Source organism: Acetobacter pasteurianus (assembly GCF_009914215.2).
GTDB classification, from domain to species: Bacteria; Pseudomonadota; Alphaproteobacteria; order Acetobacterales; family Acetobacteraceae; genus Acetobacter; species Acetobacter pasteurianus.
This window is the reverse complement of record NZ_CP039846.2, coordinates 843,028-868,838: the sequence shown is the minus strand read 5'-3', so window position 1 is coordinate 868,838 and position 25,811 is coordinate 843,028. Positions and strand designations below refer to the sequence as shown.

The window sequence follows — 25,811 nt, the reverse complement described above, 5'->3', positions numbered from 1 at the left end:
CAATGCAGTATCATGATGTGCGTGTTCATCCAGAAAGCGACCGTCTGCCACGGCCCGAACAGCTTGCGTGGAAAATTGCGCAGGTGGCGGCAGATCCGGTGCCGGTGGAGGCCGCAGTTACGGATATGATTATCAACCGGCTGATAGATAACGCATCTGTTGCCATGGCCTCTGTAAACCGTCATTCCGTCATGAGCGCGCGGGCCGAGGCTCTGGCACATCGGCGGGAAGGTGGCGCCACGGTGTTTGGCATGGGGCCAAATGTGCGTGTGCATGCAGAATGGGCCGCATGGGCCAACGGTACCGCCGTGCGTGAGCTGGATTTTCATGATACATTTTTAGCGGAAGAATATTCTCATCCGGGCGATAATATTCCCGGCATTCTGGCGGTTGCCCAGCAGTGCCGCCGCAGCGGTGCAGATTTAATCCGTGGTGCCGCCACGGGGTATGAAATTCAGATAGATCTTGCCCGTGCCATTTGTTTGCACAAACACAAGATAGATCATGTGGCGCATCTTGGCCCATCTGTGGCTGCGGGTATTGGCACGCTTATGCGCTTGCCGCCAGCGGTTATCTATCAGGCCATTGGGCAGGCTTTGCACGTTACCACCGCTACGCGCCAAAGCCGCAAGGGTGAAATTTCATCATGGAAAGCCTATGCCCCGGCCCATGCCAGCAAAATGGCGGTAGAGGCCGTTGACCGCGCCATGATGGGCGAAACATCTCCAACCCCGATTTATGAAGGGGAAGATGGTGTTATTGCCTGGATGCTGGATGGTAAAAATGCGCATTACCGTGTGCCATTGCCAGAAATGGGTGAGCCCAAACGCGCTATTCTGTCATCCTTCACCAAGGAACATTCGGCAGAATATCAAAGCCAGGCGCTTATTGATCTTGCCTTTCGTATGGGCCAGAAAATCAAAAACTGGGATGATGTTGATGATGTGCTGATAGAAACCAGCCATCACACACATTACGTTATTGGCACGGGCTCGAATGATCCGCAAAAGTTTGATCCGCAAGCCTCGCGGGAAACGCTGGATCATTCCATCATGTATATTGTGGCCGTGGCCTTGCAGGATGGTAGCTGGCACCACGTGCATTCCTATGCCCCGGAACGTGCCCGCAGGCCAGATACAGTGCGGCTCTGGCGCAAGATCCACACAATAGAAAAACCCGAGTGGACACAAAGGTATCACGAAACAGACCCGGACAAAAAAGCCTTTGGCGGCCGCATTGTTATCCGCATGAAAGATGGCTCGGTTATTGCGGATGAACTGGCTGTTGCCAATGCCCATACCCTAGGGGCCACACCGTGGCAGCGGGCTGATTATATTCGTAAGTTCCAAACACTTTCAGAAGGTATTGTGCCGCATCAGGAAGCCGAAAGGTTTTTGGACATTGTGCAAAACCTGCCCAACCTGAAAGCAGGGGAGTTACATATGCTGGAAATTGCCATTCCGGAGCGAGATATCCGCCAGAATACTGCGGAAGGCATTTTCAATTTCGGGCAGGCCAAGCCCGCTACGGTTACGGCTGCCACCTCTACGGCTCTGGCTTCCTAAACAGGCGATAACGCACAGGAAGGAATAGAACAATGACAACGCATCTGCACAGAAAACCAAAAAAATCTGTTGCGCTGTCAGGCACGGTTGCGGGCAACACGGCGCTCAGCACTGTGGGGCAGAGCGGGAATGATCTGCATTATCGTGGGTACGATATCAAAGATCTTGCACGCGCCAGCACGTTTGAAGAGGTCGCACACCTTCTTATCCACGGTTATCTGCCCAATAGTGCAGAGCTGGAAGCCTACAGGCGGCATCTGGCCAGCATGCGGGATATTCCTGCCATTGTGCGTGCCGCCTTGGAACGTCTGCCAGCCGCTACACACCCTATGGATGTTTTGCGCACGGCCGTTTCCGTTCTGGGCTGCGCGCTGCCGGAACGGAGCGATTGCCCCACCGCCGGTGCGCGGGATATTGCGGATAGGCTTGTGGCATCTTTAGGCTCCATGTTGCTGTATTGGTATCATTTTTCCAACCACGGACGGCGGATAGATACCAATACGGATGATGAAAGTGTAGGCGGTCACTTTTTGCATCTTCTGCATGGCAAAGCGCCACCGGAGGATTGGGTGCAGGCCATGCACACATCCCTTATTCTGTATGCCGAGCATGAATTCAACGCCTCCACATTTACCGCCAGAGTGGTAGCAGGCACGGGTTCGGATATGTATTCTGCTGTAACAGCCGCCATAGGTGCCCTGCGTGGCCCCAAACATGGCGGTGCCAATGAGGTGGCGCTGGATATTCAGCAACGCTATCGCACAGCGGATGAGGCCGAGGAGGATATTCTCAGGCGCTTGGAAAACCGTGAAGTTATCATCGGTTTTGGGCACCCGGTTTATACCATAGCAGACCCGCGCAACGAGATTATCAAGGAAACAGCCCGCAACCTTTCGCGCCGTAATGGCAACATGCGCCTGTATCATGTAGCCGAGCGGATTGAACGGATTATGGATGAACAGAAAAAGATGTTCCCTAATCTGGATTGGTTCAGCGCGGTTTCTTACAACGCCATGGGTATTCCCACGGCCATGTTTACACCTATCTTTGTAATTGCCCGCGTAACAGGGTGGTGCGCCCACATTATGGAACAGCGGCAGGATGGAAAAATCATTCGCCCGTCTGCCAACTATGTGGGGCCGGATAATCGGCCTTTTGTGCCCCTGCGTGAACGCGATGGCCTGGAGCATGCAGCATGACATATCTGGTAGGCAAGGATCTGCCGCAAACACCAGCCGGGCAGCGGTTTCGCGCTCTGCTGAACAAATCGGGTATTATGCAAATTCCCGGTGCACATAATGGGCAGGCGGCATTGCAGGCCAAGGATAACGGCTTTCAGACTCTTTATCTTTCAGGTGCGGCTATGTCTGCCAGCATGGGGCTGCCTGATCTGGGTATTATCACTATTGAGGATGCGTGTTTCTTTATCCGCCAGATTGCACGGGCCTCTGGCCTGCCGCTTTTGGTGGATGGTGATACCGGATATGGTGAAGTTCTGAATGTCATGAACATGGTCAGGGCTTTTGAAGATTCCGGTGCCGCTGCCGTGCATATTGAGGACCAGATCCTGCCCAAAAAATGCGGGCACCTGAATAACAAAAAGCTCGCCACCCCGCAGGAGATGGCGCAAAAGGTGGCCGCCGCAGCCAAGGCCCGGCGTGATATGGTGATTATTGCCCGCACAGATGCCGCGAGCTCAGAAGGGCTGGATGGTGCAGTAGCTCGCGCCCGTTTGTATTACGAGGCTGGAGCAGATGCCATTTTTCCCGAAGCACTGACTTCTGAAGATATGTTCAGGGAGTTTGTGCGCCGTATGCCGGATGTGCCCCTGCTTGCCAACATGACGGAATTTGGGCGTTCTCCTTATTTCACGGCATCTCAGTTTGAAGATATGGGATACCGTATGGTCATCTGGCCTGTCAGTTCCCTGCGGGCAGCCAATAAGGCGCAGGATGATTTGTACAAAACCATTGCACGCACAGGCGGTACGCAAGACATGTTGCCCCGTATGCAAACGCGAGAGGAACTGTACAAAACAATCCGGTATTACGATTATGAATCATTGGACGCAGGCATTGTGGCCACGGTTCTGCCGCACATCGGTCAGGCCGATCGCAACGCCGCCTGAACATTCTCTTTCTATCCCGAACAACAAACAACAAAAAAGTAAGGGAGACGGAACAATGTCGGAAAACATCACTATCCTGCCTACACAATATGCAGATTACCCGGCCCTGATGCCACCTGCGGAACTGGCCGCCATGCAGCGCTATGCACGCCGAGACCCGGATGGTTTTTGGCTGCAACAGGCCCGGCGTGTGCACTGGCACCGCAAGCCTAGGCGTGGCTTTACGGGCAGCTTTACGGGTGATGTGTCCATAAGCTGGTTTGAAGATGGCCTTATCAACGCATCCGTGTGCTGTATTGATAAGCATCTGACAGACAAGGCCGATCAGGTTGCCCTTATCAGCCACCGTGAAGGCCGGGCCGAGGCAGAAAAAATTACATATGCCATGCTGCATGAACGGGTTTGCCGCCTGTCTAACGCGCTGGTGCATTTGGGGGTGGAGGAAGGGCACCGCGTTGCCATTTGCCTGCCCATGATTTCAGAAGCCGTGGTGGCCATGCTGGCCTGTGCGCGTATTGGCGCGGTGCATGTGGTGCTGTTTGGTGGTTTTTCGGCAGAAGGTATTGCAGAACGTATTATAGATAGCGGCGCAGTTGCGGTAATTACCGCCAGCGAAAGCATGCGCGGCAACAAGATTGTGCCCTTTAAAGCGATTATGGATGAAGCCCTGTGCAAGGCAGGTGCAGAAAGTGGCGTGAGGGCTGTTCTGGTTGTGCGCACGTCTGATGCACCTGTTCCCATGCTGCCTGGTAGGGATTACGATTTTCATGATTTTGTAGATTCGTTTGAGGCAGATTTTGTGCCCGTTGTCATGCGGGCAGAAGCACCATTATTTATGCTCTACACATCTGGCAGCACAGGAAAGCCCAAAGCAGTTGTGCATGCCACTGGTGGCTATATGGTGTGGGCAGCTTACACCATGGACATGGTATACCATCACCAACCCGGTGATGTTCTGTGGTGCACGGCAGATGTGGCATGGATAACCGGGCATACATCCGTTGTGTATGGCCCGCTGGCCAATGGCGGCACCACCATGATTTCCGATAGCCTGCCTTCATATCCCGCTCCGGGCAGGTGGTTGGATCTGATAGATGAGCATAAGGTGACCATGCTGTTTACTGCCCCCACAGCCGTGCGCGCCATGATGGCCGATGGCGATGATGTGGTGAATGCCCGCAATCTGGAGTCTCTGCGTTTGCTGGGTGTGGCGGGGGAACCCATAAGCCCGGATGCGTGGCTGTGGTATCACGATGTTGTGGGTAAAAAGCGTTGCCCCGTGGTGGATACATGGTGGCAGACAGAAACCGCCGGTATTGTGCTGGGGCCAGTGCCGGGTGTGCAACCGCTTAAACCCGGCTCTGCCAGCACGCCGCTGCCGGGGTTGGAAATGGTCATAGCCGATACGCAGGGCAGGCCGGTGCAGGGGCCTGCGGAAGGCAGCCTGTGCATTGCGCGTTCATGGCCGGGGCAGGCCCGCACAATCTGGAAAGATCATGCTCGCTTCTGCCAGACATATTTTGGTATGGTTCCGGGGCATTATTTCACGGGTGATGGCGCACGGCGAGATGCCGATGGCTATTACTGGATTACGGGGCGCATGGACGATGTTATCAATATTGCAGGGCACCGTTTGGGTACAGCAGAAGTGGAAGATGCGTTGGCAGCAGATCATCGTATTGTGGAATCTGCTGCAGTGGGCATCCCGCACCCGGTAAAGGGGCAGGCGCTGGCGGTATTTGTTATCCAGCGCCAGAACGTGGCTACGGAACTGACAGAAAAAGGCATAAGCCGCCTTATCTCCGGTATGTTGGGGCGTTATGCCACGCCAGAGGCTGTTTATCTGGTGCCAGATCTGCCCCGCACCCGTTCTGGCAAGATTGTACGCCGCTTGCTGCGCAAAATTGCCAGTGGGGAAATGGATAATCTGGGAGATCTTTCATCGCTGAATGATCCTTCCATCGTGCGTATGCTGTGTGACAGAGTATGGAGCCACATGGCTTTTGATGAGGAATCTGCACCTCGCACACAGGCAAGGGCCTGACCTTAAAGCGAGGTTTTACAAGTTTGCTTCGCGCGGCAAGATGCTTCAGGGCCGGGGGAACCCCTCGGCCCTGTTGTGTGTTCTGTTTCTAACAAACGGGCTGATGTTGGCTTATCACGCAAAAATGGGCGCACTGGCGGGGTCGTGATCTGAGATTCACTGGCTGCTGTAAGGGCTTGCGTGGCACCATCACGGTAAAAACAGGTTGTAGAACCGGAGCTGTGAATGACCGAGCCTTCTTTTTCGTCTGTAACACCGTCTACTCTGCCTGATCAGTCGGTAGATAAAGCAACAGCTCGCCATGTTGTGCTGGCATCCTTTCTGGCATGGATGTTGGATGCATGTGATTTCTTTATTGTGTTGTTCACACTTGATGATGTGGCACGCAGTTTTAACGTTTCCCTGCAAAGTGTGCTGCTTGCGCCCACACTTACGTTGATGACACGGCCATTAGGAGCTTTTCTGTGCGGGCGCGCGGCAGATAAATATGGCCGCAAACCTGTGCTGATTTTAACAATTATTATTTATTCTCTTATAGAATTGGCATCGGCCTTTGCGCCAACGCTTGTTATATTTTTGGCGCTACGCACCCTATTCGGCATTGCCCTTGGGGGAGAATGGGGGGTGGGTACATCCCTGATTATGGAAAGCGTGCCCAAAAGCTGGCGTGGCACCGCTTCTGGCATTTTGCAGGCGGGGTACCCTGCGGGGTATTTGCTGGCATCTCTGGTATTTTTGCTCTTGCCGGTTTTGGGGTGGCGTGGGTTGTTTGTGCTGGGCAGTGGCGCTATTTTTTCTGCCCTGTATATCTGGCTGCGTGTGCCAGAAAGCCCGGATTGGCTGGCCCGGCAGAAGGCCGATACACAACACGGAAGTGCAGAAGCACATCTTGGCTTGTTGGCCATTATAAAAGGCAATGCGGCATTATGTGTTTTTGCCGTAGTGCTGATGGCGGCTTTCAATTTCATGAGCCACGGTTCTCAGGATCTCTACCCCAAAGTGTTTCTGGCGCTGGAACGGCATGTGCCGCCAACGTCCATTACAACCGTTGTGGTGCTGTATAATCTGGCTGCCATTGCGGGCGGATTGTTCTTTGGGTTTCTGTCGCAAAAAATCGGGCGGCAATATGCCATTATTCTTGCTGCGGCCTTAACGCTGCCTTTGCTGCCGTTATGGACACTCCCACATTCTCTGCTCTGGCTGGGGTTGGGGGCTGTGTGTATCCAGTTCTGTATTCAGGGCGCGTGGGGCGTGGTGCCTGCCTATTTAAGCGAGCTTTCGCCGCCTTCTGTGCGGGCTACGTTCCCCGGCCTTGCCTATCAGTGCGGGAACCTTATTGCCGCCAGTAACGCTTTGCTTCAAACATGGTTTGCTACCCAATTAGGTATGGGGCTGGCACCTGCGCTTATGTTGGCTGTTGGGGGTGGCGCAGTGGTTGTGCTGGTGCTTACACTCCTGAATGCCCGGCTGTATCCACAACGGATATAAATACAGCAGGCAGGTGGCAACGCGCAGGAAGGAAAAAACGGTTTGGCTTTTATACGGTATCTGGGCGCATGTATGGTGTTGGCAAGCGCTGGGCTAACATATGCGCAGGCACACGCAGCAACACCGGCAGAACAGCGGATTATCACGCGCAATGTGCCACCGCGCCCGGTGCCGCCGCTGGCCACCGCGCAGGTGCAGGGGGATGACCTGCACGCAAAAGCCCAACCGGTCAATCTCTCTGCGTTGGGCCTGCAAGCGGCTGTAAAGGTGGCGGACAACCAGCCATGCCCCGCCAACAGCCTGCTTTTGGGGAAAGATGAAAACCCAACAGCCGGGCAAACATGCCGTGTGGCCACTCTGGAAGTGCACGCACCAGAACACCCCGTATTTATCCAAACCCTCGGCAGCCTGATGGCGGAAGATAGCGGCGGGTTGATGGATTTGCACCTTTCCCTGTACCAGCTTGCGCCAAATGGGCAGAAGAATGCCCTGCCGCAGGTTGTGGTTTCGGGCTACACAGGTGGGGCACATTGTTGCCAGGCTGCCGCTATTGTAGAGGCCGCCCCGCAAGGCCAATGGCGTGTGCTCTCCCTACCTGCACAAAATGGCGGAGGCGAGCCCATTGTGCAGGATATTGCGCGAGATGGCACCCGCCAGCTTGTATATACGGATGAGCGGTTTGATTACGCCTTTGCCTCTCACGCAGGGTCGGCCATGCCGGTGGTGCTGTATCAGTATCAGGATGGCCAGTTGCAGAATGTTACGGCGCAGCCGCGGTTTGCAGCCTATTTGCGTAACCAGCTTGCGCAGGATTCTGCACAGTGGCGCAAAACGGGTGTAACGGAAGTAAACGGCTATCTGGCCGCCTATGTAGCCACCAGTGCGAATATTGGGGAACTGAATGCAGGCTGGCGCTACATGATGGCGCGGTATGATACGCACTCTGATTTTGCAGAAACATGGTGCGCGCTGGATAAAGCCGCATGGCCCCAGAACAAGGATGGCGCATCCTGCCCCAAGCAGTTTGTAAAAACCGTGCCGTTTCCGCAAACTCTGGCGCAGTCTCTGGTGCAGTGGGGATACATGACACCCCAGCAGAGTGCTGCTCTTGGCTATGATATAGACAAAATAAAGCAGAACCAGCAGCAGGTTATTGCCACCACCACCAAGGCGTGGCGTGCTGCACACTAGGCAGATTATACACCCGCTGGCAGGCAGATTTGTGCCAGAGCAAAACACAGCCTAAAACTTGGGTCTGTTTTGCCATGTTCTGCCAGCGGGAGTGTAATGGAAGATCTGTTTGAAGGGCACAATGTGGGCACGGCCCGCCCCCTAAAACTTTCAGAAGATGTTGTGAGCACCGCCACCTATGGCGGGCCAGACAAATGCTACCGCTATAAGCTCAAACGGGTATGGAATCCATCACGCCCGCTGGTGATGTGGCTGATGATGAACCCATCCGTTGCCACCGAATATGGGGATGACCGCACCGTGGCCAAATGCCAGCGCTATGCCCGTGCATGGGGGTATGGCGGTATTCTGGTGGGCAATACCTTTGCGTATCGGTGCACGGATCAGCTTCGGCTGCTGGAAACGCCAGACCCGGTAGGGCCGGAAAATGATAAAGCCCTGCTGGAAATGGCGCAGGAAGCCAACAAGGTGATTGCAGCCTATGGCACGCCGCACCACAAGGCCCTGCTGGCCCGTGGGCCAGAGGTGGTGCACATGCTCCAGCAACACGGCATTACGGTGGATGCATTGCGGTTAAGCAAAACAGGCCGCCCGTGCCATCCGCTCTATTTGCCTGCAAGCTTGCTGCCCGAGCCTTTGCCAACCAACCTGGTGCAAAGCTAACCGGCACATAACGGAAAGCAGCTTTCCGCCCATGTGTATTGACGCCAAGCCCCGTTCGGTATCCGATACACATAAAGGTGTTTGAGTTCTGCACATCATGCCTGCCACATTGAAAAATTGGGCGTGCTGTGCAGCAAAGTTAAGGGAAACATGCATATTATGGCCTTACAGAACACGCAGGGTGCCGCAGGCGGTTATCTGGCATCTGCCGAATTTGCCACCATGCTGGACAGGCTGGGTGAAGTGGCAGCACGTACGGGCCTGAACGTGGCCCACGGCCAACAGGTCATTATTACGGCTCCCCTCCATGCCGTCCCGTTGGTGCGCCGCATTACGGAACATGCGTACAAGGCCGGGGCCTCACTCGTCAGCACGTTTTATTCGGATGAGGAAACCACGCTGGCCCGTTACAAATACGCGGCGGAAGATACGTTTGATACCGCAGCAGGCTGGCTTGCTGGCGGAATGACAGAAGCTTTCCGCAACGGTGCCGCGCGTATGGCCATTACGGGGTCTAACCCGGCATTGCTGGCAGGGCAGAACCCGGAACATATTTCCCGCGCCAGCAGGGCCAATTCCCGCGTGAACCGGCCTGCCATGGAAATTATCACCAATTTTGATGTGAACTGGTGCATTGTGGCTGCGGCTTCTCCAGCTTGGGCAGCACAGGTGTTTCCTGATCTGCCGGTTGATCAGGCGGTAGAAAAACTGTGGCAGGCCATTTTTTCTGTCTCGCGCATTACGGGGGAAAACCCGGTAGCGGATTGGGAGGCCCATAATGCCGTGCTGCATCGTCGCGCTGCATTTTTGAACGATGCCCGTTACAGCGCGCTGCATTTTAAAGGCCCCGGCACAGACCTGATGGTAGGGTTGGCAGATGGGCACGAATGGGCAGCCGGTGCGGAAAAAGCCGGAAACGGCATTGTGTGCAACCCCAACATCCCCACCGAGGAAGTGTTTACAACACCGCATCGCCTTAAGGTGGATGGCACGGTAGCAGCCACCAAGCCGCTTTCTCATCAGGGCACGTTGATCGAGGATATTCGCGTCAGGTTTGAAGCCGGACGCATTGTGGAAATGCACGCCAGCAAAGGCGAGGATGTGCTGGCCCGCGTGCTGGATACGGATGAAGGCGCGCGCCGTTTGGGGGAAGTGGCCTTGGTGCCTAACTCTTCCCCCATTTCGCGCAGCGGTATTTTGTTCCAGAACACATTGTTTGATGAAAACGCCGCCAGCCATATCGCATTGGGGCAATCTTACACCAAATGCATGCGTGATACGGCTGGGTTGGATGAGGCCGCATTGGCCGCACGCGGGGCCAATAGCAGCATGATCCATATAGACTGGATGATTGGTTCTGGGGAAATTGATGTGGACGGCGTGGATGCCAAAGGTGAACGCGTGGCATTGATGCGCAAAGGTGAATGGGTGATAGAAGCATGAGACATACTCTAAAACTTTCCTTCCGCTCTGCTCTGCTGGGCGTTATGGGGGCTGCGGCGGTTGTGGCTGGCACAGCGGCACAGGCGCAAACGGTTTCTACCGGTGGCAATGGCGCGCCCAATTTAACGCCAGAACAGGTAGCCACTTTGCAGCATGATATGGAAACCGCGCTGCATTATCATCTGGCCCCAAACGTGTTGCCGCGCTTGACCACAGCCCTGAAGGAAATTCAGGCCGCAGGCATTCAGCCGCCCTCACGCTTTGGCATGTCTCTGGACCAGCAGATTGCCCTTGTGCAGCAGGTGCCGGGTTTGGACCCAATTTTGCAAAAGAATGGCTTTTCAGCGCATGATTTTGTGATGAGCCTGACCTGTGTGGGCTTAACGGGTAGCCTGATGAACGTGCCTGCCAACCCCGGCAATACCAAGATGCCGCAGCCCGAACCTGCCAATGTGGCTATTCTCAAATCCAACCCGCAGGATTTGCAAAATCTGGTTACGGTTCTGCGTTCGGCCCATCAGTCTGGTGGTGCACTTTCGCACTAATTTCACACATACATATAGGTATGTAAGAAAATGGCAGGTTTTTCCTGCCATTTTTTATTTGTGCAGTTTAATTTTTCTTCTGGTGTGGTTTTGCGTGGCATGTTTCTGGCTTGGGCAGATCCAGTGTATGCAATGTGCCCTTCATGCGGAAATCTCCAAAATCCAGTGTCAGATTGTCAGAAACGCCATTGGCAAAATACCGCATGCCAATTTCATATTCCGGCATCATGTTCGGTGGTGTGCGTGAAAAAAAGGCCACATGCACTCGGCCAGATTGCAAAGTGTTCAGGGCGGCAAAATCTGTGGTGGGTGATGTATTGCCCCAGCCTAAAAGGGTTATGTACGTATCTGCTGCGCCATCTGGTGATGTGCCATCAAAGATAGGAGATGAAATCTCGGTTTTTCCGCTTCGGGCGGCATCCAGAATGGAAACGGTATGCTGGATGGGAAATAGCGTGCCAGCCGGAAGCGTAAGTGTTTTGGCTAAAGGTTTTTCATAATGCGCTGTGCCAGAACCATCCGGGTGTAGCGTGGCTTCCCCCCGCAGGTTCTGTAGCAATTTGCCGTTGGATGTTTCCATGGTCCGAAAGATCAGGTTGTGCCCATCTGCACTTTCAAACGTGGAATAGTCAGATACCAGATGTTCTACGCCGTTCTGGCGGGTTACACTTTGAATATCCAGCCGCTGTTGGGTGGACCATCCGCTGCACCCGTGCCGCACGCTGTAAAGCATGGTGCCCGTGGCCGATAATGTTTTGCCGCCAGAAGCTTCGGTGAGGGTGAGATCATACTCCGCGCGTTGCGAGGCAATCTGGTTGATATCTGTTTCGGAAAAAGAATGCGCAGTGTCGGGTGTTACACTGGGGCGTGTCTCGGCCGGTGTTGCGCTTTGCGTTACAGTGCCGGAAGGCACCACAGCACCGGCTGTTTGTGCATGAGCCATGTGTAAGGGCAGGGCGGCCACGCTACCCAGCAGCACAGATGCAACGGCCCTGCTTGCCGCACGGGCGCTATGCCCCGGCGTAAAGCAAAAACCTCGGGCAAGGGGTAGGGGAAGTGGCAGGCGGCGTGAACGTCTCATACCCGGTACAAAAAAACATCCGGCGCGGTCTTGCAACCACCCGGATGCCAAAAGGGCCATGGTGTGGCCCTTTTACATGCATATGTGAAAGCCCGATCAGTCTTTCTTGACAGCGGGTTTCAGGTTCAGCGCCAGGGAGAGTTCCTTCAGGCGTTCCGGCGGAACAGGGGCCGGGGCGCCCATCATCAGGTCTTCGCCCTGCTGGTTCAGCGGGAACAGAATCACTTCACGGATGTTCGGCTCATCTGCCAGCAGCATCACAATACGGTCCACACCCGGGGCGGACCCACCATGCGGCGGCGCACCGTAGCGGAAGGCGTTGAGCATACCGCCAAAGCGGGCTTCCACTTCGCTTTCCGGGTAACCAGCAATTTCAAAGGCGCGGATCATCACATCCGGCAGGTGGTTACGGATAGCGCCGGAGGAAAGCTCAATGCCGTTACACACAATGTCATACTGGTAAGCCAGAATATCCAGCGGGTTCTTGGTGTTCAGCGCTTCCAGACCGCCCTGTGGCATGGAGAACGGGTTGTGCGAGAAGTCAATCAGCCCCGTTTCTTCATTCAGCTCATACATCGGGAAGTCCGTGATCCAGCAGAAACGGAAGGCATCCTTTTCAATCAGATCCAGCTCTTCGGCAATGCGTGTGCGCACAAGGCCAGAGAACTTGGCTACATCATGCCCCTTGCCAGCGGCAAAGAACACGGCATCACCGGGGTTCAGCCCCAGCTTGGTGCGAATGGCTTCCACTCGGTCGGCTTCAAGGTTCTTGGCAATCGGGCCTTGGCCACCTTCTTCTGCAAAGGTGATGTAACCCAGACCGCCAGCCCCGTTTTCACGCGCCCAGGCGTTCAGCTTGTCATAGAAGGAGCGGGGGCGGCCACCAGCACCGGGGGCCGGAATGGCGCGTACTTCGCCACCATCGGCAGCAATGCGGGCAAACAGGCCAAAGCCGGAACCGGCAAAATCTTCCGTTACATCTGTAATCAGCAGCGGGTTGCGCAGGTCTGGCTTATCAGAACCATATACCTTCATGGCGCGGGCGTAGGGGATACGCTCAAACGGCGCGGTGCTCACGGCACGGCCCTTGCCGAATTCCGTAAACAGGCCAGACATTACTTCTTCCAGAACGGCAAAAATTTCGTCCTGCGTGGCAAAGGCCATTTCAAAGTCGAGCTGGTAGAACTCACCGGGGGAACGGTCCGCGCGGGAGGCTTCATCACGGAAGCACGGAGCAATCTGGAAGTAGCGGTCAAACCCGGCCACCATGGCAAGCTGCTTGAACTGCTGCGGGGCCTGCGGCAGGGCGTAAAACTTACCAGCATGGGTGCGAGAAGGCACTAGGAAGTCACGCGCACCTTCGGGGGAGGAGGCTGTTAGGATAGGGGTCTGGAACTCGGTAAAGCCCAGATCCGTCATGCGGCGGCGCATGCTGGCAATAATGGCGGAGCGCAGGCGGATGTTGGCGTGCACCTGTTCGCGCCGCAGATCGATATAGCGGTACCGCAGGCGCAGCTCGTCAGAATAATGTTCCTGCCCGGCAACCTGAAGCGGCAGCACAGCGGCGGAGGACTGCACAATCAGTTCACGCGCGCGCAGTTCAATATCACCCGTGGCAAGGTCCGGGTTGCGGGTGGTTTCATCACGCAGCACCACGTCACCGGTTACGGTTATCACGCTTTCCACGCGCAGGTGCTCGGCGGTTTCCATAACGGGAGAACCGGCGGGAATAACAATCTGTGTCAGGCCTGTTTCATCGCGCAGGTCAATAAACAGCAGCCCGCCGTGGTCCCGCTTGCTATGCACCCAGCCGGACAGGCGCGCGGTGGTGCCGGCATCGCTGGCGCGAAGGGCCGAACAGCTGTGGGAACGGTAAGGATGCATGGTCTTGTCCTGAAATCTGGCCCGGCGTTGCAGCAGGGGCGGTTTTTGGCAATGATTCCGTTGTGCCCGGAGGAAGCAGGGGAGCAGCGCTTATGTCAAGGCCACACTGTATATCTTACGTCTTATAAGGCACCTTGCCCGCGCACGCAGCTGCGTAAATCTGCTGCCAGAGCGGCAATGGCTTCTGGCCGTGCATCCCACGCAAACATAAAGCGGCAGATACCCCCAAAAAACGTGTAAAAGCGCCAGCCACGGGCCCGCAATTCGTTCATTACAGGTTCGGGCATCAGCAAAAACACGGCGTTGGATTGCACGGGCCATGCCAGTTTGATGGAGGGAATATCCTCTACCGCCTGTGCAAATTGGCGTGCGCTGGCATTGGCGTGGCGTGCGTTATCCAGCCATGCGCCACTGTGGATCATGGCCAGCCACGGGGCGGAGAGAAAACGCATTTTAGAGGCTGTTTGCCCGCTCTGTCTGGCGCGTTCGGCAAAACCCTGGGCCATGCTGCGTTTAAAAAACACCACGGCTTCCCCCATGGCCATGCCGTTTTTGGTGCCACCAAAGCTCAGGGCATCCACGCCGGATTGCCATGTCATGGCCGCAGGTGTGCAGCCCAATGTGGCAACGGCGTTAGCAAAGCGTGCGCCATCCATGTGCAGCCGCAAGCCGTGATCATGGCAGGCATTGGCAATGGCCCGAATCTCATCCACCGAATACACAAGCCCGTTTTCTGTGGGTTGCGTAATGGTTACCACTGCGGGGGTGGAAGCCCGCGGGCTGCTGGCGCGGCGGGCGGCCAGTTTTATGGCTTCTGGCGTAAGCTTACCATCTGGGGTGGGGGGCGTTATCAATTTGGCGCCGCCGGTAAAAAATTCTGGTGCGCCGCGTTCGGATGTTTCGGCATGTGCCACTTCCGAGGCAATAATGCTGCAATAAGGTGGGCACAATGTTGCCAGCGCCAGCGCATTGGCTGCGGTGCCGGTGAGCACAAAAAACACTGCGGCATCAGACGTTTCAAACACATCCGCCACAGCCTTGGCGGCAAGGCGTGTCCAGGCATCATCCCCATATGCGGGGGTAGACCCCTTGGCCGCGCGGCTTATGGCTTCCAGCGCCTGCGGGCACAGGCCGGCATAGTTATCACTGCCAAACTGTTGCGGGGGCGTGGTGGTTTGCGGCAGGGGCATAAGCGGCTTCTCCGGCAGGGGCTTGTGGGGCAACAGGTGCCAAAGGCCGCCTTGTAGCGCAAGCTATACCTTGCTCCTGCACAGCTTTTGCTGTAAGGCGCTGCCACTGCGTGGGCACCCCTGGAGGCCTGCGTGATTAAGTTTTTTATGGAGAAGTCAACGTGTCCAAGATTACATCTATCGAAGCTTCGGCGCGCGCGAAGGCTGGTAAGGGGGCAGCGCGGGCAACGAGGCGTGCAGGGCTTGTTCCCGGCGTTATCTACGGCGGCAAGCAGGAACCCACCCTTATTGCTATCGACCCCCGCATTATCGTTAAGGGCATTCAGACATCTGGCTGGCGCTCTCGCGTGTATGAAATCAAGGTTGACGGCAAGGCAGAACGCGCTCTGGTGCGTGACGTGCAGCTGCACCCAGTGAAGGATTCCCCTGTTCACGTTGACTTCCTGCGTCTGGCCGCTGGTTCTCGCGTGCATGTTGAAGTGTCTGTTCACTTCGAAAACGAAGAAACATGCCCCGGCATCAAGCGCGGCGGTGTGCTGAACGTTGTGCGCCACACCATTGAAGTGGACGTGCCGGCAGACAACATTCCTGAATTCTTCACGGTTGACCTGTCCAAGCTGGACATTGCGGACAACGTGCGTTGGGAAGATGTGCAGGGCACCGAAGGCGTAACCCCGCTGACCCACGAAGAAAACTTTGTTGTGGCTTCCATTGCAGCACCTAGCGTGGACACCACCGAAGGCGCAGCAGAAGCTACGGAAGAAGCCGCTTCCTGATCGGAAGCCGGTTTATTCGGGTTGTTTATCAGGCATGGGGGTGCGTGCAGATGCGCGTGCCCCCTGTGCTGTTCATAACGTTAGGTGGAATCAGCAATGCTGCTCTGGGTCGGGTTGGGCAATCCCGAATCCTCCATGCGTCGGCACCGGCACAATGTTGGCTTTATGGCGGTGGAAGCCATTGCCCGTAAGTACGGGTTCACGCCATGGCGCAACCGTTTTAAGGGCGAGGTTGCAGAAGGCCGCATAGGCGGGCAGAAAGTTCTGCTGCTGCTGCCCATGACCTACATGAACAAATCGGGTGAAAGCGTGCAGGAAGCCGCCGCTTTTTATAAAATTGCACCCGAAAATATTACCGTTTTTCATGATGAGCTGGATCTGGCACCGGGCCGCCTGCGCATAAAGCGTGGGGGAGGGGCCGCGGGGCATAACGGTTTGCGCTCTACAGATAAAATGTTGGGCACGCCAGAATATTGGCGTGTGCGCATAGGCATTGGCCACCCCGGCGCCAAGGAACGGGTGCACGGCTGGGTGCTGGGCAATTTTACGGAAACAGACCGGCAGGAATGGCTGGAACGGCTGCTTGATCGCATGGCCGATGCCGCCCCCCTGTTGGCAGATGGGCGGGCAGACCAGTTCATGACAAAGGTTGCACTGCCGGAAGGGAGCAAGGGCTGATGGGTTTTAACTGCGGTATTGTCGGGCTACCCAATGTGGGTAAATCCACGCTGTTCAACGCGCTTACGGCCACGGCCACGGCGCAGGCAGCCAACTATCCGTTCTGCACGATCGAGCCCAATACAGGCCGCGTGGCTGTGCCAGACCCCCGGCTGGACAAGCTGGTGGAAATTGGCAAATCGCAGCGCGAAGTGCCCACCAGCCTTGAGTTTGTAGATATTGCCGGCCTTGTGCGCGGTGCCTCCAAGGGTGAAGGGCTGGGCAACCAGTTTTTGGCCAACATCCGTGAAGTGGACGCCATTATCCATGTGCTGCGCTGCTTTGAAGATGATGACATCACCCACGTTGAAGGCGGCGTGGATCCCGTGCGTGATGCCGACATTATTGAAACGGAGCTGATGCTAGCGGATCTGGATTCGCTGGAAAAGCGTCTGCCCAATCTGGAAAAGCGCGCCCGCAACCGGGATGCCGAAGCCACAGCCCAGCTTGCCGTTATGGCGCCGCTGATGGAAGCACTGCGTGAAGGCCGCCCAGCCCGCACCGCCATTCCGGCAGGGGAAGAAGAAGCCGTGCGCCGCCTGCAACTGCTCACCACCAAGCCGGTGCTGTATGTGTGCAACGTGGATGAAGACTCGGCTGCAACTGGCAACAAGTTCTCGGAGCAGGTGCAGGCCAAGGCTGCGGCGGAAGGTGCTGCTGCCGTTATTGTGTCTGCCGCGATTGAAGCCGAAGTCAGTCAGCTTGAAAATGAAGAACGGCGCGAATTTCTGGAAGGTCTGGGCCTGAATGATAGTGGGCTGGATAGGGTTATTGCCGCTGGTTACAAACTTTTGGGCCTGTGCACCTACTTTACCGTAGGCCCCAAGGAAGCCCGCGCCTGGACAATTACCGCAGGCACCAAGGCCCCGCAGGCCGCTGCCGTTATTCACAATGATTTTGAACGCGGCTTCATTGCATGTGAAACTGTCGCGTATGATGATTACGTTCAGTATGGTGGGGAAGCCGGCGCCAAGGAAGCAGGCCGCCTGCGTATTGAAGGGCGAGATTACGTGGTGCAGGATGGTGATGTGCTGCTGTTCCGCTTTAACGTCTAACAGCCACACACAATCACAAATGACAGCTTGATGGCCTGCCACCACCGGCAGGCCAGACAGAAAGATGGAGATAGGAACGCCGTTATGAACGCGGAGGGTGAGAGTAAGCTGCAAGGGGTTACAACGGCTTCGGCCAATCCCGTGCAGGATGTTCCAGCGCAGGCACAGGGGCAGGGGGCAATGGCCGCTTTGGCCCATCGTGCTCGGCTGGCGGCCCGCACACTGGCGCAAAGTTCTTCCGCCACGCGGGATAAAGCCCTGTGGGCCGCTGCTGCGGCTTTGCGTGAGGCTACTCCAGCCATTCTGGAAGCCAATGCGCAGGATCTTGCCGCTTCCACCGCTAACGATGCGTTCCGTGATCGGCTTACCCTCACGCCCGAACGGGTGGAAGCCATGGCCCGTGGTCTGGAAGAAATTGCAGATCTGCCAGACCCCGTAGGCCGTGTGCTGGAGGAATGGACACGCCCTAACGGCCTGCGCATTCGCCGTGTTGCTACCCCCGTGGGTGTTATCGGCATGATTTATGAAAGTCGGCCCAATGTGGGGGCGGATGCTGCCGGGTTGTGCATTAAATCCGGCAATGCCGTGCTGCTGCGTGGGGGATCGGAAAGCCTGAACAGCGCACGTGCCATTCATGCCGCCATGCAGGCCGGGCTGCGCTCTGCCGGTTTGCCAGAAGATGCCGTGCTGATTGCCCCAGATGCCAACCGCGCCCATGTGGCGGAAATGCTCACGGCTTCTGGGCTGATTGATCTGATCATTCCGCGTGGTGGGCGTTCATTGGTCGAACGTGTGCAGCGTGAGGCCCGCGTGCCTGTGCTGGCTCATGCTGAAGGGCTGTGCCACACCTATATTCATTCTGCGGCAGATTTTGCCATGGCGCGCCGCATTGTGCTCAACGCCAAAATGCGCCGCACCGGTATTTGCGGTTCTACCGAAACGCTGCTGATGGATGCCGCCATTGCCTCTGCGCTGCTGCCGCAAATTGTGGCGGATCTGGCAGAAAAAGGCTGCACCTTTAAGGCCGATGCCGCCGCACGCACCATTGTGCCCGATCTGCCCGCTGCAACAGCAAAAGACTTTGCCACAGAATGGCTTGATGCGGTTCTGAACATTGCCGTGGTGGATGGTGTGGATGAAGCGCTGGACCATATCGCACAGTATGGTTCCTCTCACACAGAAGCCATTGTGACGGCAGATGAAAACATGGCCATACGGTTCATGAACGGTGTTTCCAGCGCTGTGGTGATGTGGAATGCCTCTACCCAGTTCTGTGATGGTGGTGAGTTCGGCTTTGGTGCGGAAATTGGCATCGCCACTGGCCGCTTCCATGCGCGTGGCCCGGTGGGCGTGGAGCAGTTGACCACCTTCCGTTACGAAGTGATTGGCACCGGGCAGGTGCGTCCCTGAATTTTGCGGCCATGCAGCCGATTGCACGGGGCGCGTAGGTGCCGGTAACTTTCCAACCACATTCGGCTGCAAAGCCCAGTGCGCGTGGCACTGTTATTCCCACCTGGGGGGATAACAGATGCCTGCGTATCGGGCTTTTGGGTGGGTCTTTTAATCCCGGCCATAAAGGGCATCAGGCCATTGCGCGGCGTGCGCTGGCGGTGTTGGGGTTGGACCAGGTGTGGCTTATGGTTTCACCCGGTAACCCGCTTAAAGCCGGGCGCTCAGATATGGCGGCCTTGCCTGCACGCTTGGCCACGGCCCGCCAACTGGCAGATGGGCGGCGCATTATTGCCACGGATATCGAAAGCCGAATCGGTACACGTTATACGGTGGATACAGTGCGGGTGCTGCAAACGCGTTTTCCGCGCGCGCGGTTTGTGTGGCTGATGGGTGCAGATGGTCTGGCCACCCTGCCGCGCTGGAAAAACTGGCGGCAGCTTGTGCACAGCGTACCAGTGGCGGTTTTCCCCCGTCCGGGGCAAAATGCGCGGGCCTTGCATGGGCTTGCCGGACGGTATCTGGCCCGCTGGCGGGTGCCAGCATGGCGCGCACATGCCCTTGCGGAACTTTCTCCCCCCGTGTGGGCTTTTCTTCCGGGGGCACAAAACAGTATATCTGCAACAGCTATTCGTCAGCAGGGCGGATTCAATGCCGCTGCAGGCCAACCCCATACCCCCGATACGCTTTAAAGATCAGGAGAACGGTCATTCCTACCAAGCCCCCCGCCGAAACATCAGCACGTTCCCGCACGGCCACCACGTCCACCAAAGGGCGGGCCGCACCTGTGCGTGCCACCACAGCCGGCGCTGCTGCCCCCGGTTCCGTGCGTAAAAAAGCCGCTACGGCTGGCCCCAAGGCCACCACCAAGCGCGAAGCCGTGGCCCCGGATATGCTGGAGCAATCTCTGGCGCTCATCACCGCCAGCCTTGAAGACGACAAGGCCGAAGATATTGTGGTGATCGACCTTGCTGGCCGTGCCTCATTTGCAGATCGGATGGTGATTGCCACAGGTCTGGCAGACCGTCAGATTTCCGCCATGGCGCAGCATATTGAACGCAAGCTGCGTGATATCGGCATTAAGCGCGTAATGGTGGAAGGCGCCAACGGATCCGACTGGGTGCTGCTGGATACGGGCGATATTGTGGTGCATCTGTTCAAGCCGGAAGCACGCACGCTGTATGGTCTGGAAAAAATGTGGGGCAAGGAACTGGATGAAGGCGCAGAAGGTAACGTGACCCGCCTGTAATCCACTGGTTCATGATGTTGTTCCCTGATTTTTCAGTGCGTATGGGCACACCGGCATGAGGCTGGTGGCCATTGGGCGTATGAAGGATAAATCCGAGCGGGCGCTGGTGGAACGGTACCTCAAGCGCCTGCGCCCCAAGCTGGAGATTATAGAGCTGCCAGATGGGCGCGGCAGCCCGGATGAAATCAAACGGCGCGAGGCACAAGCCATTCTGGCAGCCTGCCCCGCGCAAAGCCACGTTGTGGTGCTGGATGAAGCCGGGCGCAATTTTAGCAGCCCGGAGTTTTCCAACGCCGTGCAAGGCTGGCTCACGGCTGGCCGCACCCCCTGCTTTGTTATTGGCGGGGCGGAGGGGCTGGATGCCTCGGTTATCCAGCGGGCCGATGCCTCCATGTCCTTTGGCACACTCACATGGCCGCATATGCTGGTGCGGATTATGTTGGTAGAGCAAATCTACCGCGCGCAGGCCATTGCGGCAGGGCATCCGTATCATCGTTCCGGGCGGCCGTAAGGAGCTGCTGGCTGCTTTTATGGCATGGCGGCAGTGAACCACAGGGTCTGCCTGCATGGGTGCAGACCTGATAGCGTCCGGCCTTTCCTGAACAGACCGGACTGAAGATACATGACAGACGTTCTCTACACTCCGGATGCCCTGCGGCAGTTGCAGCAGAATGGCAGTGCAGTTTTAATAGATGTGCGTTCGGAAGAAGATTTTGCCAAAGGGCATATTCCCGGTGCCGTGAACATGCCGGATATTTTTACCTATCTGGCAGAAACATCAGAAAGCGGGCTGGCCAGCCTGCAGCAGAAGTTTTCATCGCTGTTTGCGCAATATGGTCTAGATGGCAGCAAAACAGCGGTTGTGTATGAAGATGCCCTGCATACACGTTATGGCGCTTCCTGCCGCGGATACTGGATCTTGCAGTATCTGGGGTACCCCAAGGTAGGTATTCTGGATGGCGGGCTGCGGGCGTGGCAGGCCTCTGGCGGCACGCTGACGCAGGATATCACGCACCCAGCGCCCACGCAGTTTCCGCTCTCTATCAACCACGCGCTGATGGCCACGCGGGAAGATGTGTTTGCGGCCCTTACCAACCCGTCCATCAAGCTGCTGGATAACCGCGACAAGGTGGAATGGTTGGGTGAAAGCTCATCACCTTACGGGGTGGATTTTGCGCCGCGCAAAGGGCGCATTCCCGGTGCTGTGTGGATTGAGTGGTATAGCTTCATGCACACGCAGGATCAGGAAGCACGCTTTAAAACGCCAGAAGAAATTCGGGCTCTGGCAGCCACACGGAACCTGTACCCGGATGATGATATCATTATCTACTGCTTCAAAGGTGCACGCGCTGCCAACACCTATGTGGCGCTGGCTTCTGCTGGGTTTACCAAGCTGCGCATCTATATGGGATCATGGAACGAGTGGTCTCGCCATGCGGATATGCCCATAGAAGATGGCGTGCCACGGGCTTCTGTGCCGTATCGCCCGCAGCAGGGCTGAGGCGGTTAGAGGTTTTCCGAATCTGCAAAGGGGGCGGTGTCATGCTGGCGCTGCTCCCACTTGCGGCAGGCCGTGCGCAACACCGTTACAAATCGCGTAACCAGCGGCATGTTCTGCCCGGTGCGGATGGCAACAGCCAGTGTGGCGCGGGGTGCGGGCTCACTAATGGCATGAAACGTCACCCCGCCAGCATGAATCTGGCTGAGCGAGCGCGGCACAACAGAAACCCCAAGCCCCGCCGCCACCAAAGGCACGGTGCCCGCAATTTGCGGAGCCTGCTGGCCCATTGTGGGGGTAACGCCCGCAAGCTGATAGGCCGAGAGTATGGCATCATGAAAGCCCGGCCCCAGTTCACGCGGGAAGATAATCAGCGGGTCATCCGCCACCATATCCAAACTGATGATCGGTTCCTTGGCCAGCCTGTGGCCACGGGGCAGGGCGATAACCGTGGGTTCATCCAGCAAGTGAAAAACCGAGAGGCGTGAGGGATCGGTAAACGGCGGGCGGATAATGGCAATATCCACGCTGGGTTCGTGCAATGCCGCGCAAAGGGCGGGGGTGTTGCTTTCTTCCAGAGAAAGCGTGACATCGGGCGCCATTTCCCGAAACCGGCGGATGGTGAGCGGAATAACCGGCAACAGCGGCACAGCCCCGGCCAGCCCTACGCGAATATGTCCTCTTTCCCCCCGCGCCAGACCTTCTGCCGTGGAAAGGAATTGTGCCTGCAAATCCAGAATGGTGCGGGCGCGGGGCAAAAGCACTTCGCCAATTTCTGTCAGCTTCATGCCGCGAGTCTGCCGCTCAAACAGCGTCACGCCCAGATTGCGCTCAAGCTGGCGGATTTGCTGGCTGAGAGGGGGCTGCTCAATACCCAGTGCCTCTGCGGCATGGGTAATGCTGCCATGTTCAGCAACGGTCACGAAGTAGCGCAGGTGCCTGATATCCATATGGTATATGTAATACATATGGATAACGTGTTCAATATATATTGGAAGACTGGTTTCCACTGTTATAACGTGCGTGCGAAACGAACTTAAACCACCATGCGTTTGTGGGAGTATTGCAGCATGAAAAAACAGTCGGTGATGGACATGGATGTCCGCTCTTCTGCCCTTGGCAACGGCGTGCTGAAAAAGCCTGTTGCAAACCGTTTGTACCAGACCTCCACCATGGCTGCCCTGCTGGATGCGGTGTACGATGGTGAAACCACGCTGGATGAACTGCTCCAGCACGGTAACTTCGGCCTTGGCACATTCAACGCCCTTGATGGCGAAATGATTGTGACGGACGGCGTTGTGCGCCAGTTCCGTGCAGAAGGTCTGGCCGCAGAAGTGCCCGGTTCTCTTAAAACGCCGTTTGCCTGCGTAACTTATTTTGAACCGGAAAAAACGGTTACCATCGATTCCCCCAAAACCAAGGAAACGTTTGAAGAGCTGGTGGACAGCCTGCTAGGTAACCCCAACCTGTTTGGTGCCGTGCGCTTTACGGGTGAATTCCAGCGCGTTGATACTCGCACGGTGTTCTGCCAGTGCAAGCCGTATCCGCACATGCTGGAAGTGGTGAAAAAGCAGCCCACCTGCACCATGGAAAACGTTATGGGCACCATGATCGGCTTCCGCACCCCGGTTTACATGCAGGGCGTGAATGTTGCGGGCTACCACCTGCACTTCCTTTCTGAAGATAGCAAACGTGGCGGGCATGTTACGGAATATCGCCTTGTGCGCGGCAAGCTGGAAGTGGCTTCCATTTCCGATCTGGAAATTCAGCTGCCCCGTACGGAACAGTTCGCCAAGGCTGATCTGAACCCCGAAAGCCTGAGCGAAGCCATCCGTATTGCTGAAGGCGGCTGAGCCTCCATTCGCTGAACATTTTTAACGGGGTTGCTAAAAAACAGCTTTCTGGCAGCCCAGTTTTTGCAGGACAGAACTGAAATGACCAATCCGGCAGACAACGCCGCTCAGTGCGGTGCGGAGCTTATTGTCAAAAATCTGGAAGCCCACGGCGTCAAGCACGTGTTCGGTATTCCGGGTGCTAAGGTAGACCGTCTGTTTGATGCGCTGGTGGATTCCTCCATCACCACCGTTGTTACGCGGCATGAACAGAACGCAGCCTTTATTGCAGGCGGCCTTGGCCGTCTTACAGGCAAGGCAGGCGTGTGCATTGCCACATCCGGCCCCGGTGCCTCCAACTTTGTAACCGGCCTTGCCACCGCCAATTCCGAAGGCGACCCGGTGCTGGCCATTGGTGGCGCCGTAAAGCTGGCAGACCGCCTGAAGCTGACGCACCAGACCATGGATACGGTCAACCTGTTCAAGCCCATCACCAAATACAGTGTTGAGCTGACAACCCCGGTTGCGATTTCTGAAGTCATGGCCAACGCTTTCCGCTTTGCAGAAGGTGGCCGCCCCGGTGCTGCTTTTGTAAGCACGCCTATGGATGTGCTTTCCATGCCAGCACATGCTCCGGTTCTGGCTGGCCGTCCGCTGCCACGCGTTGGCGGTGCCCCGGCTGATGTGATTGCAGAAGCCGCAACCATGCTGAAAAATGCCAAGCGCCCCGTGGTTCTGCTGGGTATGCTGGCCAGCCGCCCGGATGTGGCAGATGGCGTGCGCGCTTTTGTAAAAGAAACCGGCGTGCCGGTTGTGGGCACCTATCAGGCTGCTGGTGCGGTTTCTGAAGATCTGGTGGACCGTTTTGGTGGCCGCGTTGGCCTGTTCCGTAACCAGCATGGTGATCAGCTTCTGCACGAAGCCGATGTTGTTGTGGCTATCGGCTACAACCCGGTGGAATATGATCCGTGGCTGTGGAACGTGAATGATGACCGCAAGATTATCAACGTGGATATCGTTCCTGCAGAACTGGATAACGCCTACGTTCCGGCTATTGAGCTGATTGGTGAAATTGCACCTACGCTGACAGTGCTGGCAAAAGATGCAGGCAAGCTGGCCCGTGCTTCAGAACTGGAAGCTGTTCTGGAAGGCTACAAAAAGGCCCGCACCACCGCGCTGCTGGAAGCCCGCAGCACCAGCAACAACGCCGTGCATCCGCTCCAGATCGTGCGTGAACTGGAACAGTTTGTAACCCCAGATATGACACTGTGCCTGGATATGGGCACCTTCCATATCTGGCTGGCACGTTATCTGCTGTCCTTCCGGGCGCGTCAGGTGCTTATCAGCAATGGTCAGCAGACAATGGGCGTGGGTCTGCCGTGGGGTATTGCCGCAAGCCTGCTGAACCCGGCGCAGAAAGTGCTGTCCATCTCTGGTGATGGTGGGTTCATGATGTCCAGCATGGAACTGGAAACGGCTGTGCGCCTGAAGTGCAACCTGATCCACATGGTCTGGATTGATGAAGCCTACAACATGGTGGAAATGCAGGAGCAGAAGAAATACGGCCGTGGTTCCGGCGTGAACTTTGGCCCCATTGATTTTGCAAAATATGCAGAAGCCTGCGGCGCAACGGGCATTAACGCCACCACGGAAGACGAAGTGCGTCAGGCCCTGCGTACGGCCATGGATGTAGAAGGCCCGGTGGTTATTGCCGTGCCGGTTGATTACTCCCACAACCATCTGCTCATGCAGCCGCTGGCTCAGCTGGGTGAAACGAGTGCCGCAGCGTAAAGCTGCGCAAAAAACGCAGGCCAGATTTTTTTGCTGATGTGCGCGCCGCCTGTTTTGCAAAATGCTTCATTTTGTTATAACAAGCGGCGTAGCAGTTCAGGCTGCCAGAAAGGGCAGCACAGCATGACAGAAATCCGGGCCAGCAAAGCAGATGTTCATACTCTGCCTTATTGTGAATTCCCCTGCATATTTCTGCCAGTCTATCAGGGTAGGGGAATGAAC

Annotated in this window: 23 protein-coding genes; 19 read left to right on the top strand and 4 right to left on the bottom strand. The window is 56.5% G+C overall.

Going from position 1 to position 25,811, the window contains the following annotated elements:
- Positions 1 to 2: 2 nt before the first annotated feature.
- The 9 genes from FCN51_RS17480 to FCN51_RS17440 all read left to right on the top strand — a co-directional run bounded on the left by FCN51_RS17480 (position 3) and on the right by FCN51_RS17440 (position 11,067).
- Positions 3 to 1,565, top strand: a complete 1,563-nt coding sequence (locus FCN51_RS17480) for an MmgE/PrpD family protein (protein ID WP_160256471.1) — start codon at positions 3 to 5, stop codon at positions 1,563 to 1,565.
- A 32-nt stretch (positions 1,566 to 1,597) separates the two neighbouring features.
- Positions 1,598 to 2,764, top strand: a complete 1,167-nt coding sequence (gene prpC / locus FCN51_RS17475; protein WP_124294991.1) for a bifunctional 2-methylcitrate synthase/citrate synthase — start codon at positions 1,598 to 1,600, stop codon at positions 2,762 to 2,764.
- Positions 2,761 to 3,693, top strand: a complete 933-nt coding sequence (prpB, locus tag FCN51_RS17470) for a methylisocitrate lyase (protein ID WP_160256470.1) — start codon at positions 2,761 to 2,763, stop codon at positions 3,691 to 3,693. Before prpC ends, prpB begins: the two co-directional genes overlap by 4 nt.
- Positions 3,694 to 3,748: 55 nt before the next feature.
- Complete coding sequence (gene acs, locus FCN51_RS17465) at positions 3,749 to 5,737, top strand: acetate--CoA ligase (RefSeq protein ID WP_160256469.1); 1,989 nt, start codon at positions 3,749 to 3,751, stop codon at positions 5,735 to 5,737.
- 225 nt (positions 5,738 to 5,962) lie between these two features.
- Positions 5,963 to 7,225, top strand: coding sequence for an MFS transporter (locus tag FCN51_RS17460; protein ID WP_003625024.1), 1,263 nt, complete (start codon positions 5,963 to 5,965; stop codon positions 7,223 to 7,225).
- Between the two features lie 72 nt (positions 7,226 to 7,297).
- A complete protein-coding gene (locus FCN51_RS17455) occupies positions 7,298 to 8,416 on the top strand; it encodes a thylakoid lumen protein (protein WP_160257152.1) in 1,119 nt (372 codons plus the stop codon).
- 96 nt (positions 8,417 to 8,512) lie between these two features.
- Positions 8,513 to 9,079, top strand: a complete 567-nt coding sequence (locus FCN51_RS17450; RefSeq protein ID WP_160256468.1) for a DUF1643 domain-containing protein — start codon at positions 8,513 to 8,515, stop codon at positions 9,077 to 9,079.
- A 150-nt stretch (positions 9,080 to 9,229) separates the two neighbouring features.
- Positions 9,230 to 10,522: an aminopeptidase gene (locus tag FCN51_RS17445; RefSeq protein ID WP_124305587.1), complete on the top strand. Its 1,293-nt coding sequence runs from the start codon at positions 9,230 to 9,232 to the stop codon at positions 10,520 to 10,522.
- Complete coding sequence (locus tag FCN51_RS17440; protein ID WP_160256467.1) at positions 10,519 to 11,067, top strand: hypothetical protein; 549 nt, start codon at positions 10,519 to 10,521, stop codon at positions 11,065 to 11,067. The genes FCN51_RS17445 and FCN51_RS17440 overlap by 4 nt, the downstream gene beginning before the upstream one ends.
- A gap of 67 nt (positions 11,068 to 11,134) precedes the next feature.
- On the opposite strand, the gene FCN51_RS17435 is transcribed toward FCN51_RS17440, so the two are convergent.
- From FCN51_RS17435 to FCN51_RS17425, 3 genes are all read right to left on the bottom strand, one after another.
- On the bottom strand, positions 11,135 to 12,208 hold the full coding sequence (locus FCN51_RS17435) for a cell envelope integrity EipB family protein (protein ID WP_236661361.1): 1,074 nt from the start codon (positions 12,206 to 12,208) through the stop codon (positions 11,135 to 11,137).
- Positions 12,209 to 12,244: 36 nt separating this feature from the next.
- Positions 12,245 to 14,032, bottom strand: coding sequence for an aspartate--tRNA ligase (gene aspS / locus FCN51_RS17430; protein ID WP_003630013.1), 1,788 nt, complete (start codon positions 14,030 to 14,032; stop codon positions 12,245 to 12,247).
- 122 nt (positions 14,033 to 14,154) lie between these two features.
- On the bottom strand, positions 14,155 to 15,222 hold the full coding sequence (locus FCN51_RS17425; RefSeq protein ID WP_160256466.1) for a threonine aldolase family protein: 1,068 nt from the start codon (positions 15,220 to 15,222) through the stop codon (positions 14,155 to 14,157).
- A gap of 161 nt (positions 15,223 to 15,383) precedes the next feature.
- Between FCN51_RS17425 and FCN51_RS17420 the strand changes: the two genes are divergently transcribed.
- The 8 genes from FCN51_RS17420 to FCN51_RS17385 all read left to right on the top strand — a co-directional run bounded on the left by FCN51_RS17420 (position 15,384) and on the right by FCN51_RS17385 (position 21,969).
- Positions 15,384 to 15,998 (top strand): 50S ribosomal protein L25/general stress protein Ctc, encoded by a 615-nt coding sequence (locus FCN51_RS17420; protein ID WP_003625004.1) that lies wholly within the window; start codon positions 15,384 to 15,386, stop codon positions 15,996 to 15,998.
- Between the two features lie 96 nt (positions 15,999 to 16,094).
- Complete coding sequence (gene pth, locus FCN51_RS17415; protein WP_003625001.1) at positions 16,095 to 16,676, top strand: aminoacyl-tRNA hydrolase; 582 nt, start codon at positions 16,095 to 16,097, stop codon at positions 16,674 to 16,676.
- On the top strand, positions 16,676 to 17,770 hold the full coding sequence (gene ychF / locus FCN51_RS17410) for a redox-regulated ATPase YchF (RefSeq protein ID WP_003625000.1): 1,095 nt from the start codon (positions 16,676 to 16,678) through the stop codon (positions 17,768 to 17,770). Before pth ends, ychF begins: the two co-directional genes overlap by 1 nt.
- Positions 17,771 to 17,854: 84 nt before the next feature.
- Positions 17,855 to 19,180: a glutamate-5-semialdehyde dehydrogenase gene (locus FCN51_RS17405; RefSeq protein WP_160256465.1), complete on the top strand. Its 1,326-nt coding sequence runs from the start codon at positions 17,855 to 17,857 to the stop codon at positions 19,178 to 19,180.
- A 38-nt stretch (positions 19,181 to 19,218) separates the two neighbouring features.
- Positions 19,219 to 19,911 carry a nicotinate-nucleotide adenylyltransferase gene (locus tag FCN51_RS17400; protein WP_003630018.1) on the top strand — a complete coding sequence of 231 codons (693 nt, stop codon included), beginning with the start codon at positions 19,219 to 19,221 and terminating at the stop codon, positions 19,909 to 19,911.
- A 95-nt stretch (positions 19,912 to 20,006) separates the two neighbouring features.
- On the top strand, positions 20,007 to 20,468 hold the full coding sequence (gene rsfS / locus FCN51_RS17395; RefSeq protein WP_160256464.1) for a ribosome silencing factor: 462 nt from the start codon (positions 20,007 to 20,009) through the stop codon (positions 20,466 to 20,468).
- A 55-nt stretch (positions 20,469 to 20,523) separates the two neighbouring features.
- Positions 20,524 to 20,979, top strand: coding sequence for a 23S rRNA (pseudouridine(1915)-N(3))-methyltransferase RlmH (locus FCN51_RS17390; RefSeq protein WP_003624989.1), 456 nt, complete (start codon positions 20,524 to 20,526; stop codon positions 20,977 to 20,979).
- Positions 20,980 to 21,090: 111 nt separating this feature from the next.
- On the top strand, positions 21,091 to 21,969 hold the full coding sequence (locus FCN51_RS17385) for a sulfurtransferase (protein WP_003624987.1): 879 nt from the start codon (positions 21,091 to 21,093) through the stop codon (positions 21,967 to 21,969).
- A gap of 5 nt (positions 21,970 to 21,974) precedes the next feature.
- Here the strand turns inward: FCN51_RS17385 and FCN51_RS17380 are convergent, their stop codons facing one another.
- A complete protein-coding gene (locus FCN51_RS17380; RefSeq protein ID WP_012812442.1) occupies positions 21,975 to 22,916 on the bottom strand; it encodes a LysR family transcriptional regulator in 942 nt (313 codons plus the stop codon).
- Positions 22,917 to 23,012: 96 nt separating this feature from the next.
- Here FCN51_RS17380 and budA point away from each other — a divergent pair, with 96 nt between their 5' ends.
- Both budA and alsS read left to right on the top strand, forming a co-directional pair.
- The gene (gene budA, locus FCN51_RS17375) at positions 23,013 to 23,819 is read left to right on the top strand and encodes an acetolactate decarboxylase (RefSeq protein ID WP_003624984.1); all 807 of its coding nucleotides are present in this window, start codon (positions 23,013 to 23,015) and stop codon (positions 23,817 to 23,819) included.
- A gap of 81 nt (positions 23,820 to 23,900) precedes the next feature.
- Positions 23,901 to 25,589 (top strand): acetolactate synthase AlsS, encoded by a 1,689-nt coding sequence (gene alsS, locus FCN51_RS17370; RefSeq protein ID WP_035362371.1) that lies wholly within the window; start codon positions 23,901 to 23,903, stop codon positions 25,587 to 25,589.
- Positions 25,590 to 25,811: the final 222 nt, after the last annotated feature.

What these genes read in the sequence shown, in the direction of transcription:
- FCN51_RS17480 (WP_160256471.1), top strand. Translation starts at nt 3, where the DNA reads ATGCAGTATCATGATGTGCGTGTTCATCCAGAAAGCGACCGTCTGCCA.
- prpC (WP_124294991.1), top strand. Translation starts at nt 1,598, where the DNA reads ATGACAACGCATCTGCACAGAAAACCAAAAAAATCTGTTGCGCTGTCA.
- prpB (WP_160256470.1), top strand. Translation starts at nt 2,761, where the DNA reads ATGACATATCTGGTAGGCAAGGATCTGCCGCAAACACCAGCCGGGCAG.
- acs (WP_160256469.1), top strand. Translation starts at nt 3,749, where the DNA reads ATGTCGGAAAACATCACTATCCTGCCTACACAATATGCAGATTACCCG.
- FCN51_RS17460 (WP_003625024.1), top strand. Translation starts at nt 5,963, where the DNA reads ATGACCGAGCCTTCTTTTTCGTCTGTAACACCGTCTACTCTGCCTGAT.
- FCN51_RS17455 (WP_160257152.1), top strand. Translation starts at nt 7,298, where the DNA reads ATGGTGTTGGCAAGCGCTGGGCTAACATATGCGCAGGCACACGCAGCA.
- FCN51_RS17450 (WP_160256468.1), top strand. Translation starts at nt 8,513, where the DNA reads ATGGAAGATCTGTTTGAAGGGCACAATGTGGGCACGGCCCGCCCCCTA.
- FCN51_RS17445 (WP_124305587.1), top strand. Translation starts at nt 9,230, where the DNA reads ATGCATATTATGGCCTTACAGAACACGCAGGGTGCCGCAGGCGGTTAT.
- FCN51_RS17440 (WP_160256467.1), top strand. Translation starts at nt 10,519, where the DNA reads ATGAGACATACTCTAAAACTTTCCTTCCGCTCTGCTCTGCTGGGCGTT.
- FCN51_RS17435 (WP_236661361.1), bottom strand. Translation starts at nt 12,208, where the DNA reads ATGGCCCTTTTGGCATCCGGGTGGTTGCAAGACCGCGCCGGATGTTTT.
- aspS (WP_003630013.1), bottom strand. Translation starts at nt 14,032, where the DNA reads ATGCATCCTTACCGTTCCCACAGCTGTTCGGCCCTTCGCGCCAGCGAT.
- FCN51_RS17425 (WP_160256466.1), bottom strand. Translation starts at nt 15,222, where the DNA reads ATGCCCCTGCCGCAAACCACCACGCCCCCGCAACAGTTTGGCAGTGAT.
- pth (WP_003625001.1), top strand. Translation starts at nt 16,095, where the DNA reads ATGCTGCTCTGGGTCGGGTTGGGCAATCCCGAATCCTCCATGCGTCGG.
- ychF (WP_003625000.1), top strand. Translation starts at nt 16,676, where the DNA reads ATGGGTTTTAACTGCGGTATTGTCGGGCTACCCAATGTGGGTAAATCC.
- FCN51_RS17405 (WP_160256465.1), top strand. Translation starts at nt 17,855, where the DNA reads ATGAACGCGGAGGGTGAGAGTAAGCTGCAAGGGGTTACAACGGCTTCG.
- FCN51_RS17390 (WP_003624989.1), top strand. Translation starts at nt 20,524, where the DNA reads ATGAGGCTGGTGGCCATTGGGCGTATGAAGGATAAATCCGAGCGGGCG.
- FCN51_RS17385 (WP_003624987.1), top strand. Translation starts at nt 21,091, where the DNA reads ATGACAGACGTTCTCTACACTCCGGATGCCCTGCGGCAGTTGCAGCAG.
- FCN51_RS17380 (WP_012812442.1), bottom strand. Translation starts at nt 22,916, where the DNA reads ATGGATATCAGGCACCTGCGCTACTTCGTGACCGTTGCTGAACATGGC.
- budA (WP_003624984.1), top strand. Translation starts at nt 23,013, where the DNA reads ATGCGTTTGTGGGAGTATTGCAGCATGAAAAAACAGTCGGTGATGGAC.
- alsS (WP_035362371.1), top strand. Translation starts at nt 23,901, where the DNA reads ATGACCAATCCGGCAGACAACGCCGCTCAGTGCGGTGCGGAGCTTATT.